We start from the raw sequence: 14433 nt of genomic DNA on the forward strand, positions 1-14433 counted from the left end.
AATAGTAAATTTAGAGTAAATGATATAAACTATAACAATTATGATATCATTAAGAGTAAGTGAGGATATAGGGTATGTCAAAAGATGATATCGAATTCGAGGAAGAGGTTATAGCCTATTTAAACAAGAACGGTAAGATGCGTAGGGAACACTTAATTGATGCCCTTATAAAAAAACATACCACCCTTAATAAAAAGGGAGAAGAAATCATAGACCTTGGATATAGCAAGCCTACCCTTAACAGAAGACTAAAAGAGCTAATTGAATCAGGCAAAATCCTTAGTTTAGGTTATGAGGATCTTAATAAATATGGGTTTAAGGTAACTGACAAACGAGCAAAGTACCTGTTCACACCTGAAGGATTAAAAATTAAAGAACATATTGACGATGTCCTCGATCTTTTAATAAATGGTGATGATATTGACAAACAACTGGCTTTGAAAGAACTAAATCGTCTTGAGATGATGTATTCTTTTGATGAGAGTCAGTTAGATTTGCTTGTGCAAAACCTTGCTTTAGATAATCCTGAACTGATAAACAGATTCTTAGTGACACTTTCCGATTATATTACTAATAAAGGCAAAGAACCCCAGGATAAAGAGTCTTTGTTGCAGGCTCTAAGAGACGTTTTAGACAAAAATGGAGAGCCAAAAGGTAAAAGTGGACATATTAGAAACGTTGCTCTTTATCTATTGAGTTACTACAAAGATGAGTCGATTATTGATCAAATTGTTAAGGATGCCACCACTCTAGCCAATCCTCTTGAAGTCGAAGAAGATTATCATCCCGCCTATATTGCAGAGATTGTTGTAAACAACCCTTCCAAGCTATTCCATCTTGAACGAGAGTTAATGAAAGAAGGAAAACATGATCCTGCTCAGTTTGTGTCTAACATTAGATACAAGTGTATGGATCACCTGGGAATGATAGACCACTCTGATGAGAAAAAAGCAAGTAAAGCCTTTGCAGAAACAGAAAAGAAAATGAGGGAGGGTGACTCCCAATGAAACTCCTACTGCTCAACGGACACGGAATAGACACACGTGTGAATGGGTCTAAATTGCATATTAAGGATGGTAGACATACCACAGACATAGAACCAGAAAAGTATGTCTTTTCTCCCCAGAAAATAGACATAGACAATATAGTTGTCTATGGTAAGAATGGGAATATGACCATTGATTCTATCAGATGGCTGATAAAACATAATGTGCAGGTCACTATTCTGGATTGGGATGGTAAGTTACTAACAACCATGCTCCCTCCTGAAAGTACCAATGTCAAAACCAAGTTTGCACAGTATCACGCTTATGAGAATCAGGAAACTAGGCTAAAGCTTGCCAAGGAGTTCATTAAAGCCAAGTTTGACAAGACTCAGGTAGTTCTGGATTACCTGAAACAACGCTATCCTGAAATTGACAACGATTTTTCAAAGGACTCTTCCAAGCTTGCTGATGCAAGTAACATCAAGGAAGTCATGGGTGTTGAGGGGGCTGTTGCTGTCTATTACTGGACTCAGTTTGAAAAGTTCATTCCTGAAAAATACGAATTTGATGACCGTACAGGCAGATACAAAACACGTCCTAGTGGTGCAGGTGATATGGTCAATTGTATGCTTAACTATGGCTATGCACTCCTTGAAGCTGAGTGTATGAGAACTATCAATGCGGTTGGTATGGACGTTCATGTAGGCTTCCTGCATGAGATGGCATCAGGTAAGAACAGTTTAGCCTATGACATTCAAGAGCCTTTCAGATTCCTTGTTGATCTAGCTGTAATTAACCTCATTGAGACGGACAGGATGGAAAAGAAGGACTTTATCAGGACTGATAACTACTCACTCAGACTCAGACCAAGTGGAGCTAAGAAGCTTACAGAGGAGTTCCAGACGTGGATGAACAAGAAAGTAACCTATCAGGAGAAATCAATGATGTGGAGATATGTCCTTTTATTCAAAACAAGGGAATTGGCTCAATACCTGAATGGGAAAAAGAGGAAAATTGATTTTGTTAATCCTTCTTACGTGATTGAAAGACAGGATACTGATGAAATCAGGAAGAAGATATTAGCTATCAGTTATTCTGAATGGAAGGAATTGGGATTTTCTAAGGGAACACTACACTACATGAAGAAAAATGCAAAAGGGGATAAACCGTTTACTCTTAATGCTCATGTGAGGGAACGGTTGGAGATGTGGAGTGGGTGCTGAAAATGGATAGTCTTCATATGATCAAACAATACAGGGATTTATCAATTTCAATGGAAGAGCTATCTAATGTTATTGATGTGAATTCATTTGCTCCGCCTGAATATTCCTATTCCATAATTATTTGTAACGAACACGCAACAAGTGTTTTAGAGAAATACAAGCAAAATGAAGTAACAGAATTAGATATAGCAAGATGGGCTAAATTTATTATGTTGTCTGAATGGTATGATTACTGTGAAGAAAGCTATGAGACAATTGCAAGTGTAGTAGCTAATTTAGAAGCCCCTTTATTGTGGGGTAATTATGCTGATGGAGATTGTGGAGAACTTAATGAGTTCATGGGAAAGTTATCTCCTGAGAAGGCAGACAGTTACATAAACGCTCTCAAGAACAATACTGAAATCTGAAAATTGAAGCTTAGGAAGGATATAGTATATGTTAGTGAGTTTTTTGATATTTTGTAGCTTAATGGTGATTCAATGTTTGAAGACATAGAGTTCAAATCAAAAAGTCCTATCTATAATCCAGAAAAATATATTCTTGGTAGAAACCTTGATGAACAAGATTTAGACGAAGATTTGTTCCAAGTGAATTATGATATTGAAGATATTCGCTATACAATTGATGTAGGGTGGTATCCTGCCTTTTCACTTGATGGCTCCTTCAGGATTGTGGTTGTCAAGAATTGTAATTGGGAAGACTTTCTTTATGATAAAAGAACTAGAGACTATGAACAATTACACAGATACATGGAAGAATGTGTTGATATTGTCATAGATTTAATTGATAAGTATGAAGAAACTGTTAATGTAATAAACCAGCTAAAAGAAATTTGTTTCTTGCTTCACTTTGGAGAAATTCCAGATGGTGATATTGAAAGTGATTTGTATGGAGAATTAGTTTTAGCATTCGATGAAATTTGTGGTACACTTAGCTACAGTAAGCTAGATTCTCTAAATGAAGATTTTGTTAATTTTTTAGTCTCAACTCGATTAAAAAATCTCACTCAATTAAGTGAGCAAATTAATATTCAAGACTATCCTCAAATGCATCTGAATTATCTAATGGCAACATACACGATTAAGCTGCTAGAAAAATACTATTATTTAAGGAAATAAAAATTTCTTTTTTTAGTATCCAACATTAGTAAATTTTTAATATGTATTGAAATTTGAAATGTATCATTAATTTTAAAGCGTTGCGTTTTTTGGTTATTACTATTACCCCTCAAGTCCTTCCTCTTTTACGATCAAGAGAGCTTTTTTTATTTCCTCATTTGTAAGATGTCTGTTGATCTCAGGATATCTGCAGGCTATATACTCCGGCCTGTACTGGAACATCAGATTTAGTCTTGCTTGTGGAGTATTTTCCGCTATCCACTTCATGACCGGTCGTGTGCAGCAATCCAGATGTCCCGGCATGACGAGGTGTCGTACAAGCACCTCTGCCTGACGGGCTGCAGCTTTAAAATTCTGCCCCACCGTATCCATGTAGTTTCTGACCTTTGAATACCTGAATGCACACCTGTCATTACCGTACTTGAAGTCACCAAGGTAGAGATCCACTACCCCTTCAAGCAATTTCGCAGATTCAGGAGAATGATACATGTTCGAATTCCATATCACCGGTATGTTGACTTCTATATTTCTGACGATTTTCAGTACATTCATCAGGTGAGGTGTGGGTGTAACGAAGTTGACATTTTCAGAACCCTTTGCACGCATGTTGTCTATAATATGTGCGAGCTCTTCCGGTATGACCTGCCTGCCGTTTTCAGGGTGTGTGGAAATATCCCAGTTCTGGCAGAATACGCAGGAAAAGACACATCCTGTGAAAAAGATCGTATGGGAGGGCACAAGCTGTGGCTCTTCTCCCATATGCATGAATTCCGCAGCATATCGTGATACGTCCGTAAGTCTGCAGAACCCTTTCTCACCTGCAGGGCGATCAACCATGCAACGGTGCTGACAAAGGTGGCAGTAGCTTATGATTCTTTCCGATAGTTCGATCTTCAGATCAAGCAAGTTCTTTTCAGCTTCAGGAAGATTTACAGCTTTACCCGTCTGGAATATCTTTCTCTCAAGATTTCTGTATCTCTTCATTCCTCTGTCATGTATATTCCAGAGTTCCTCTTCCCTAAGACCCGTTTCGAACGAAACATCTAAGTGTCTCAGGATAATATTTCTTGCAGGAAGTGTGTTGGCCTTTATTCCTGAGTATCTGTCCATAAAGAGTTCAGGCATAAACATTATTTATTAATTATACTAATTTATAGTAACTCTGGTTAAAAAATTTAGGCGAAATGATAAAATGACAGCTATTGCCCTGATGACAGTAATGGTCCCGGTTGTAATAATGCTTAACCTTTTAGCATATTATTTTCTTGTTCCAAAGAAATACAGAAACCTGTATGATTCTTCTGCCATCTCCGACAAGCTAGGCAATTTCTTTTCATACAGTGTTCTGCCATATTTCCTCATAGTCTCTTTTGTTTACCTGCTTGTAAAATCGCAGGGAGTGATCGCAGAATCAATGGATATAACTCCTTACTATAGGCTTGCGGAGTTTATCTTTAGTATGGAAGGGAACACTGTCAGCTCTTTCCAGACAATAATGAGCCCGGCCCTGACATATTTCAGTGCTTTCATCTATCTGTTTGGTTTCTCGTTCCTGCTGATATTCACCTTTGTGGTACTGGTGTGTACCGGCAAGGTTGCTGTACTTCAGGAATATTCCATTGCGGTTGTCCTGGCATATCTGATAGCCTTCCCTTTCTATATCTTTACACCTGTGAAAGTGACAGGCTATACTCTGCCCACGGTCACTCCGTTGCTGTACGAACTCAATCCGGTCATAAGTGAGGGTTTACGCAGCGTGGATCCTTATTTTGATAATTGTTTCCCTAGCCTGCATGCAGCATTATCCATTATTGCCATGATGCTTATCGTATTCAGGACCGATCTCAAACAACTCAAGGTAGTGGCTGTAGTATTGGCTTTACTTATCCAGTTCACGATCTTCTATCTCGGGATACACTGGATAATAGATTTCGTAGGCGGAATCGTGCTTGCGGGTCTGTGCTACTATGTGGCTACAAGATACAGGGAGAGGATAGTCCGGAAGATGACTGTTTTGCTTGAGCCGCTGGGAAAGAAAACTCTTAAATGAATCTCTTCAATCCGCAGTAACTTCGTTTAATATTCTGATCATAATTCCCGATGGAAGGAAGGCCTTAATGGAAGAAGCATCCGATAAACCTGGATCCGGATATGGTTCTCAAAAAGGAAAACTGGATCCGCAGTTATATATTTTATCCTTTTCAAAGCTGTTCAAAGACCTTGGTACGGGAATGCTTGCCTTCCTGATTCCGCTTTATATTGTAGATCTGAATACTTCGTTTTTTGCTGACACTCCGGTCGTTGTAAAGGCCGGCATTGTTGCAACCGTATTTGGTCTGTCCAATGCACTATCCCAGCCCTTTATGGGAAGATTGTCCGACAGGCTTGATCGTAGAAAGATATTTATTGTTGCGGGAATGGTCGGATTCACTATTCTGTCCTTTATATATGCCAGAACCACTGAGTTCGAGTATGTGGTTCTATTTCGCTTCATTCAGGGAATTACCGTGGGTGCAACGGTTCCTGCGATAGTTGCAACGGTAACATATCTGTCAACAAGTCAAACGCGGGGAAGGGCGATAGGTATATACTCTTCCCTGCGTGGTTTTGGTTTCGGTACCGGGTCCATACTGGGTGGTATCATAGTCAATTACTATGATTTCAGTTCCGCATTCTATGTATGCGCACTTCTTGGCCTGATAAGCACCTTTTTGATAACATTCTTTGTAAGGGATGCCCGGGATCCTTCCGTAAAAAAAAGCAATGTGACCATATCATCTGCAAACGGCATCCAGTTCCGGATACTCGCGCTTGCCATGTTCATGATGATGGTCGGTATCATGATAATCTTTGCCTTCCTGCCGGAATACAGGGTCAGACTGGATGCAAGTGAGCTATCCCTGAGTATAGCAGTTTCGGCGTATGTGATATCAAGGGTGCTTTTCCAGACGCCAATGGGAGTGATCTCTGACAGCATGGGAAGAAAGAGTATGGTGGCCCTGGGTCTTCTTATCAATGTCCCGATAGTTGTGGGTCTTGGATATGTGGATAGTATTATTCAGCTGATCATCCTGCGTGCATTTCAGGGTATAGCCATGGCAGCGGTTGAAACGCCTGTTATGGCTCTGGCAGTTGAACTTACTGGTGGCTCTGCTGTGGGTTCCAGGGTCAGCACAATAACAGCTTCACAGGCAGCCGGCATGGCTTTGGGGCCATTGATCGGAGGAGTACTTGCGGGATATGTCTCTTTCAGGACTCCTTTCTACATCTGTGGTATCCTGATATTGCTGTCCTTTGTACTGGTACTTGCTGTGATACAGGAACCTGAATCATCTAGTGATTGACAGCCTGATTGTCGTTGTAGTTAAAAGAATAGTTCAAAAAAGATTTCTCGACATTCTTTCTGTCGGTTATATCATAGAATACGATAATTGTACCTGTGATCTCATTGTGGCTGTTTCTGATGGGTGAACCGATAACATCTATTGGTGTACGGATATTTTCCCTGGAAACAAGTACCGTCTTATCCTGAAGTCCGTAGAATGCACCTTCGTTCATGACCTTCCGGGTGGGGTCAGGGGCCTTTTTCCCGTTTTCCTCACATATGACCCTGAAAATCTCCTCGATGGGTTTTCCAAGAGCTTCTTCCTGTTTATAGCCGGTGAGTGCCTGTGCAAGAGGATTGACAAATTCAACTCTGCCCTGTGCATCGGTGGAAATGATCGCATCCCCTATATTGCTCATCAGGGAATTGATCCAGTTCTGGTTATCCTGTACCTTCTCCTTTTCAAGTTCTCGTTTGTACAGTGCGATCTCAATATTGGTTCTCAGTTCCCTGGTCTCAAAGGGTTTTAAAATATGTCCGAAGGGGCTTGTCAGTTTTGCTCTGGCTATTGTTTTTTCGTCCGAATATGCCGTCAGGTAGATCACGGGAATGTCAGAATCATCATGTATTATCCCGGCGGCCTCGATGCCATCCATATCTCCCTTGAGGACGATATCCATCAGTATCAGGTCCGGATTATGTATCTTTGCCATCTCCACGGCATCCTTTCCCGTGGAAGCCATGCAGGGTACGTTATATCCGAAGCTTTCAAGACTATCCCTGATATCCAGAGCAACTATTTTCTCGTCTTCGACGACCATTATCCTTTCATCTGTCATCAATAGTCCCTTCTTTTGTAGGATAGTTCCTTGAAAGTTATTGTAAATTCCGTACCATGGCTTCTATCAAGTTCGATATTTCCTTCGATCTGCTCCACCAGTGAACTGACCAGTTGAAGTCCAAGGGAGTCGGTATCCCTGAAATCCATATCTTCAGGGAAACCGGCTCCGTTATCACTTACTTTCAGGACGAAACCGTCCTCTTCAGGATACAGCTCCACCCTGATCTCTCCCGTACCTTCCCTGAATGCATGTTTCAGGGAATTTGATACGAGCTCGTTTATGATCAGTCCTATGGGGATAGATGTATCTATGCCAAATATAATGTTTTTAATATTTATATTGATTTTGATACTGTCCCTGGAGAAACCATACGAACTCACAAGATAGTCAACAAGTGTAGGTATGTAGGTTTGAAGGTCTATGTTCTCGAGGTTCTTTGAGTTATAGAGGTTTTCATGGGCCAGTGCCATGGAACGTGCCCTGTGCTGACTTTCTCTGAAAGCCTCGACGACTTCGCTGTCTGTGAACTTCCTTGACTGGAGCCTTAGCAGACTGGATATGATCTGGAGGTTGTTCTTCACCCTGTGGTGTATCTCTTTTAAGAGTATGTCCTTTTTACGTGCTTCTTCTGCCTGTTTTACTTCAGTGATATCCTTTACAACGGACAATACTTCATTTTCACCGTTTACAACAATACGTGCCTCAAAATCCCTCACTTCTCCCTTTACGGGCAACTGATACTGCATTATCTGCATCTTTCCATTTTTCAGTACTTCCTGTATTATTTCCATTTCTCTGGCTGCAATCTCATGCGGCAGTACATCATCTATCTTGATATCGAGCGGGATGTCCGGGGATTCGTAGAGGCATTCATCGGTCGAAAGCTTATAGTTGCAAACCCTTCCGTCTTCTTTTATCTGGAATACCATGTCAGGCATTGCCTCAATAATTGCCCGAATTGTTGTATCTCTCTTTGAAATAAGTTCTTCGGACTTTTCCAGGGATTTGAACATTCTGTTCATTGAGACCGTGAGTTTTGAGATCTCATCGTCACCCTCTTCGAATATACGTCTCGAAAAACTCTGATTTTCCCCGATATATCTTATCTCTTTGTTCAGGTTGTTGAGGCGTGAAATGAATAAGTTCTCAAGAAGGGACATCGTCACGACTCCGAAAACTGCTCCGGACAGGAGGAGTATCATAATAAAGTAAGTCATTGTTGCCTTACTCTGTTGGTATATACGTCTGGGTACTCCTGCATCGAGGACAATTGAAGGCTCGCCGTATATATCATCAAGCATAATGCTTCCGTAGATCATTCTCTCATTAGCAGGATTTACGAAAAGGTATTCTCCGGAATCAAGCATCATGTCCGGCTCTTCCGTGATCATGCTGGAATTTTCGGCATGTTTAATATCCAGTGTCAGATAATTCTCATCCGAAAGCAGGTTTATCTCCGCTTGATCAAGAAAACGTCCCATCAGTATTGTACCGCCGATGGAATCATCGCCATAGGACCTGATCACTGGCTGAGATGTGACGATCATAGGTGTGTCTGTAAGGAATAACAGGCCTGTCTTTTTGCTCGAGCCGTTCTCGTGCTGAAGCAGATAACTGTTTGTTTCAAGATGTTCGATCAGGTCCCTGGGTGGCAGGGTCCGGTCGTTTGTGGAGAGATCCACACCCTTGGAATATACCAGATCATTGGAAGTATTGTAAAAAAGTGCGAAATTGATCCTTTGATTGATGAATGTTTCATCCATGAGATAACTATCTATATATCTCTGGTTCCTCTGCTGAATAAAATCATATGACTCATCCCATACTGCCCAGTCAACTGTTTTTTTCTCGATGTTTTCCATCTCTGCGTACAATGAGTTCCTTGCACCCTGTACGTCGTTTTTCAGCTCTTCCTGCTCAAGATAGGCAAAACTGTTCACGATAATTACCTGGGAGCTCATGTAAAGAACGATTATCAGGCCTATAAGGGTTGCACCGATAATTATGAGAGTCTTTTTTCGTAGTGAGGTCATTATCCACTTTCCCGGGTACTGCAGGAGAGGAAAATATCATCTAGTACTTTTTATAAAATTCAATGAAAAAAGGATTTATTAAGTATAAATATTTATCGTTTTTATCACGATATAAATCAGGATTCAAAAAGGGAGTTGAGTGTCTTAAATTATCCTACGACACTCATTTCCTCTATCCTGACAGAAGGTGTAACCACCCCTCCAACTTTCCTGGTATCGGTGCCTGCACCATCCATTTTTTTGAGCATATCGAAAATATTGCCTGATATCATCAGGGATTTAATGGGTTTGTCAATCTTTCCGTCCTTGATGGTAAAGGCATTTCTTGCTTCTACGGAGAAATCTCCCGAAATGGAGTTTGCAGTATGGGCACCGATTACAGTGTTTACAAGTACTCCGTTCTCCGTATCTTTGATTATGTCAGTGCCTGGATAGTCCACGATAAAGTTCCTCGGTCCCACGGAAGGCGTGGAGAAATATGAGCCTCTTGAAGCATTTCCCGTGCTTTCTACATTGTCTTTTCCGGCGGTATATGAATCATAAAGATATGATTTAAACACTCCTTTATCCAGAACGGTGGTACGCTGTGAAGGTACTCCTTCATCATCAGACCGGCCGGTCTCGATTCCACCGTCAAGCACCCCATCATCAATTATTGACAGTTTTTCGGTGGCAATATTTTCTCCGATCCTGCCTGTAAGGTTTGACCTTCCCTTCTGTACATTATTTGCATCTATGGAAGGCATGAATGCATTACCCAGCAGGTCAGAGAATGCGAAGGGATGCAGGATTACGCTTGTTCTCTGTGCTTCAATGGATATTGCGTTCCTTGAGTTGTCTGCGAGTTTTGCAGCACTCTTTCCGATAACCTGAAAATCAATGTCATTCTTGCGGGATACTGCAAAGTCATATGCTGTTGAGACACTGTCCCCGGTGGTAATAACATCCGTAAAGCCGGAGATGCCTGTGGAGCTTTCCTCGATCTCAACACCATTGGTGTTCATTATCAGGCGTGAGCCAGAGCTTCGGCTGAAATTCCCCGATGTAACCACAATGCCTGAAACTGACTTTGCACCCTCTATCATCTGCATAGAGCGGGATATACAATCATCAAGTTCCATCTGTTCCAGTTCACTGTCAAGTACACCTGAAACTTCCGGATAGTTTCCGTTGGAGGGCAATGACTTCCAGTCGGGATCACTGTCGCGGACCCTGGCAGAGCTGACAGCACTCTTTGCCGCATCATCGATACGGCTGATGATGTTGGTGCTCGCAAATCCCACCGCTCCGTTTATAATGGCGCGTATCCCAAGCCCCTGGGAGATATTCTCCTTTGCGCCCTCGATCTCGTCCTTGCGGATGTCCACCGAGGTCTTATGGTTCTCCATTATAAAGATCTCTGCTTCTTCCGCTCCGAAATCCGTTGCGGCTTTCAGTCCCTTTTTAGCAAGCTCGTACATATCCATCATGCACCACCTACCAGAGCTTCGGTAACCATAAGGTGCGGTGACCCGTCTGTCACAGGTACCAGTTGTCCTCCTTTTCCACATCTTCCGGAGTTCATCGTAAGATCATCGCCTACCATCTTGACATTGTTGAGTATTTCAAGGATCTTCCCGGAAAGTGATACGTCCCTGAGCAGGGTCGTGAGCTCTCCGTTCTCGATCAGGTAGCCTTTTTCCGCATTGAACTGGAACACTCCTTCACCGGTGTTCACCTGTCCGCCCCTTGAGCCTATAAGGTACACACCGTCACCGATATCTTCAAGCATTTCATCGAACTTCGAGGTTCCGTTATCGATGTAAGTATTACTCATCCTGACGATTGGCCTGGAATGTCCCTGTGCCCTGCTGTGTCCTGGTGTGCCGCCAAGTTTTGCGGCTGTTTCTCTTGAATGAAGATATGAATTAAGTATCCCATCCTTGATCAGAACTGTCTTTTCGGACTGCGCTCCCTCATCGTCAAATGGGAAATAGCCGTACTCATGCAGAGTAGGGTCATCGATTACATTGATAAGTGGTGATCCGATTTCCTGACCTATCCTGTTCTCGAGAATGGAACTTCCCTCAAGCACAAGATCTGCTTCGGATGCATGTCCCACTGCCTCATGTGCAAAAACACCTGCAAGCTCGGGATCTAGTATTACCGGAAGGTTTCCGCCCTTTGCAGGTTTTGCATCGAGGAGCTCAAGGGCTGTCTTTGCAGCTGATTCTGCAAGCTCCATAGCGTCATTTTTCTCAAAAAGTTCGTAACCCGTGACTCCGAACCTGCTCTCACGACCTGCCTGGTATATTCCGTTCCTTGATGCAACGGCACTGACGGCAAAACCGGTTCTGGTGATGTCATATTCTCCCTCGATTCCTGTTGAATCAGAATACATGATTTTGTAGTTGGATTCACTGTAGACGGCACTGACACTTGATATGCCATCCAGATCAGCTCTTTTTCCCATTTCACTTAGCTGCTTTACCTTCTCTTCAAGGGAAACATCTCTGGGGTCGATCTTTACTTTTGGAAGGTTATCCACCACAGGTTTTGAGACTTCCATCATCTCTACTTTTTCTTTTGGTGATCGCTCGTCCATACCCTGGGCAAGTTCTGCTGCTGCTCTGATTGCTTTGTTAAGGTCGAAATCCCCGTCTGCAGAGGTGATTCCCCATGACCCTCCACTAAGGGCACGGATACCCGCCCCCCTGGTGTAGTTGACAGATACCTCTTTAATGTTACCATTATCAAGAACAATAGATGTTGTCGTTCCTTCAATTATCTTCGAATCAAAAAAGTCTACTCCAAACATATTCACACTCCCGTAAAAAAGTAAGGTCCCTGTTTTATACAGGGACTACATCGGGCAGGTCCAGATTAAGCTTGAAATTAGCCAGGCTCTGGAGCTTTTCCACAATACGATTCTTATCAGGTCCTACGAGACTGTGCTCGATAACCTCTATTATGCTGGTTACAGGTACGATTTCGATCTTGTCCCTGTAAGCCTCTTCTATCAGGACATCATCCTCGTTGGATTTAGGGATGATTACCTTCTTAATTCCTGCCTGGGCGGCTGCCTCTATCTTGTAGGTTACACCACCGATAGGCAGGACATCTCCACGCACTGACAGTGAGCCTGTCATTGCGACCGACTGGTCAATGGGTATGCCTTCAAGTGCGGATATCACGGCTGTTGCAATGGATATCGACGCACTGTCACCTTCAACTCCCTCATAGGTTCCTATGAACTGTATGTGGATATCGTGGTTGATCACGTTCTTTCCGGTGACGTTCTTGATCACAGCGGACACGTTCTGCACAGCTTCCTTTGCAATGTCCTTGAGCATACCGGTCGCAATAACACGGCCTTCGGAACTGGACTGGGAAGGTGTGACTTCCGCCATTATCGGCAGTACGATTCCAGAATCTCCGCCCATGACCGCAAGTCCGTTGACCCTTCCTACTGCTCCTCCAAGTTTCTTGAAGAGCTGGTAGTCCTTCTTGCGTTCCAGGTAATTGTCAGCAAGCTGCTGTTCGATGGACCTTGCCATCTTCTTAGCTGCAAGTACATGCTTGTCTGTGACGATCTTTACTTCCTCGGAGTGTGCAATATCTCCTGCTACTCTTACAAGACCTCCAAGGTCACGCAGTTTAAGGGTGAGATGGCCTTTTCTTCCGGCTCTTCTCTGTGCCTCTCTGATAACCTCGTCAACAGCACTCTTAGCAAATGGAGGAATGTGTCCGTCTCTCATGACTTCCTGTGCCACGAACCTGACAAGGCTCTTGCGGTTCTCAGGTGTGTCCTCCATGGATTCGCGCATGAAGAGCTCATAACCATATCCCTTGATACGGGATCTGAGCGCAGGATGCATCTTTTCCATTGCATCCAGGTTTCCTGCTGCGACCATAATAAAGTCACAGGGAACAGGCTCGGTCTTTACAAGTGCTCCGGAACTCCTTTCGGACTGACCTGTGATCGGGTACTCTCTTTCCTGAAGTGCTGTCAGCAGGCTCTGCTGTGATTCCAGGCTGAGGGTGTTGATCTCGTCAATGAAGAGTACACCTTTGTGTGATTTGTGGATGTCTCCACTCTCTACCCTGTCGTGTGCAGGAGTCTCAAGTCCTCCTGACTGGAACGGGTCGTGCCTTACATCACCAAGAAGTGCACCTGCGTGGGTTCCTGTGGCATCGATGAATGAAGCATGTTCTTTCTGGTAATTAGAAACAATCAACTTCGGGATCATCAGTTCTTCCTTTGGCATGAACTGACGTGTCAGCAGCAATATCATGATAGCTGCAATGATACCCCACAGAAGCTGGCCCACATAGAATGAATATATTATGATACCGAACACCAGTATCATCATAAGCATGTTTCGTGACTGGACCTTTTTCTGTGCTTCCATCTTATGGGCCATCACGATCTCTCTGCCCTTTCCGGCAGGAACTGACCTTATTTTCGGATTGTTATTATCTTCAGGATTGGGATAGGCGAGTATATCCTGCAGCTCCTCCTTTGGCAGGAGTTCTGCCATAGCCTTTGCTAGCAGTGACTTTCCCGTTCCGGGACTTCCTATCATCATTACATGTCTTCTCTGGCTGGCTGCTTTTTTTACAACCTCTACTGCATGCTCCTGTCCTATTATCTGATCTATCAGCAATTTTGGGACATCAATGGAGTCAGTTGTATCAAAAGATTCGCCATAGAGTTCAATCTCTTCACCAGAAGTAGTTGTATCGTTCTCCATAGTCTACTCACAAAGTTTAGGTTTGTTCTCTGAGGTACGTACAAAATATATACTTGACGGTTTTTAAGTAATTTGTAAATATCATTATATGAAGGTACCTGCAGGTAAAAACTAATAAATAATTAATGTAGTCACACTATAAGAACCTATTTATCATTGCGGAGGTATATCAG

General features: G+C 42.8%; 12 protein-coding genes. 6 read left to right on the top strand and 6 right to left on the bottom strand.

The annotated features are described in order from the left end of the window. The first annotated feature begins 74 nt into the window (after positions 1-74). From HWN40_RS04605 to HWN40_RS04620, 4 genes are all read left to right on the top strand, one after another. Positions 75-1007, top strand: coding sequence for a hypothetical protein (locus HWN40_RS04605; RefSeq protein WP_176964640.1), 933 nt, complete (start codon positions 75-77; stop codon positions 1005-1007). Beyond that, entirely contained in the window at positions 1004-2209 is a 1206-nt protein-coding gene (cas1, locus tag HWN40_RS04610; RefSeq protein ID WP_176964641.1) for a CRISPR-associated endonuclease Cas1, read from the top strand. The genes HWN40_RS04605 and cas1 overlap by 4 nt, the downstream gene beginning before the upstream one ends. Before the next feature lie 2 nt (positions 2210-2211). Next, complete coding sequence (locus tag HWN40_RS04615) at positions 2212-2616, top strand: hypothetical protein (RefSeq protein WP_176964642.1); 405 nt, start codon at positions 2212-2214, stop codon at positions 2614-2616. Positions 2617-2688: 72 nt separating this feature from the next. Beyond that, positions 2689-3327, top strand: coding sequence for a hypothetical protein (locus tag HWN40_RS04620; RefSeq protein WP_176964643.1), 639 nt, complete (start codon positions 2689-2691; stop codon positions 3325-3327). Positions 3328-3429: 102 nt separating this feature from the next. On the opposite strand, the gene HWN40_RS04625 is transcribed toward HWN40_RS04620, so the two are convergent. Further along, positions 3430-4452: a radical SAM protein gene (locus HWN40_RS04625; protein ID WP_246275977.1), complete on the bottom strand. Its 1023-nt coding sequence runs from the start codon at positions 4450-4452 to the stop codon at positions 3430-3432. Between the two features lie 67 nt (positions 4453-4519). On the opposite strand from HWN40_RS04625, the gene HWN40_RS04630 reads away from it, so the two are divergent. Beyond that, positions 4520-5377 carry a phosphatase PAP2 family protein gene (locus HWN40_RS04630; protein WP_176964645.1) on the top strand — a complete coding sequence of 286 codons (858 nt, stop codon included), beginning with the start codon at positions 4520-4522 and terminating at the stop codon, positions 5375-5377. A 67-nt stretch (positions 5378-5444) separates the two neighbouring features. Beyond that, positions 5445-6671 carry an MFS transporter gene (locus tag HWN40_RS04635; protein WP_176964646.1) on the top strand — a complete coding sequence of 409 codons (1227 nt, stop codon included), beginning with the start codon at positions 5445-5447 and terminating at the stop codon, positions 6669-6671. Here HWN40_RS04635 and HWN40_RS04640 read toward each other — a convergent pair. The 5 genes from HWN40_RS04640 to lonB form a co-directional block, all read right to left on the bottom strand. After that, positions 6661-7491, bottom strand: a complete 831-nt coding sequence (locus tag HWN40_RS04640; protein ID WP_176964647.1) for a response regulator — start codon at positions 7489-7491, stop codon at positions 6661-6663. The genes HWN40_RS04635 and HWN40_RS04640 overlap by 11 nt on opposite strands. Next, the gene (locus HWN40_RS04645) at positions 7491-9527 is read right to left on the bottom strand and encodes a CHASE4 domain-containing protein (protein ID WP_176964648.1); all 2037 of its coding nucleotides are present in this window, start codon (positions 9525-9527) and stop codon (positions 7491-7493) included. Before HWN40_RS04645 ends, HWN40_RS04640 begins: the two co-directional genes overlap by 1 nt. Before the next feature lie 149 nt (positions 9528-9676). Then, positions 9677-10987: a TldD/PmbA family protein gene (locus HWN40_RS04650; protein ID WP_176966283.1), complete on the bottom strand. Its 1311-nt coding sequence runs from the start codon at positions 10985-10987 to the stop codon at positions 9677-9679. 5 nt (positions 10988-10992) lie between these two features. Then, positions 10993-12324 (bottom strand): TldD/PmbA family protein, encoded by a 1332-nt coding sequence (locus tag HWN40_RS04655; RefSeq protein ID WP_176964649.1) that lies wholly within the window; start codon positions 12322-12324, stop codon positions 10993-10995. Positions 12325-12358: 34 nt separating this feature from the next. After that, positions 12359-14260, bottom strand: coding sequence for an ATP-dependent protease LonB (lonB, locus tag HWN40_RS04660; RefSeq protein ID WP_176964650.1), 1902 nt, complete (start codon positions 14258-14260; stop codon positions 12359-12361). Positions 14261-14433 lie beyond the last annotated feature (173 nt).

Origin of the sequence: Methanolobus zinderi (genome assembly GCF_013388255.1) — an archaeon.
Lineage (GTDB): Archaea > Halobacteriota > Methanosarcinia > Methanosarcinales > Methanosarcinaceae > Methanolobus > Methanolobus zinderi.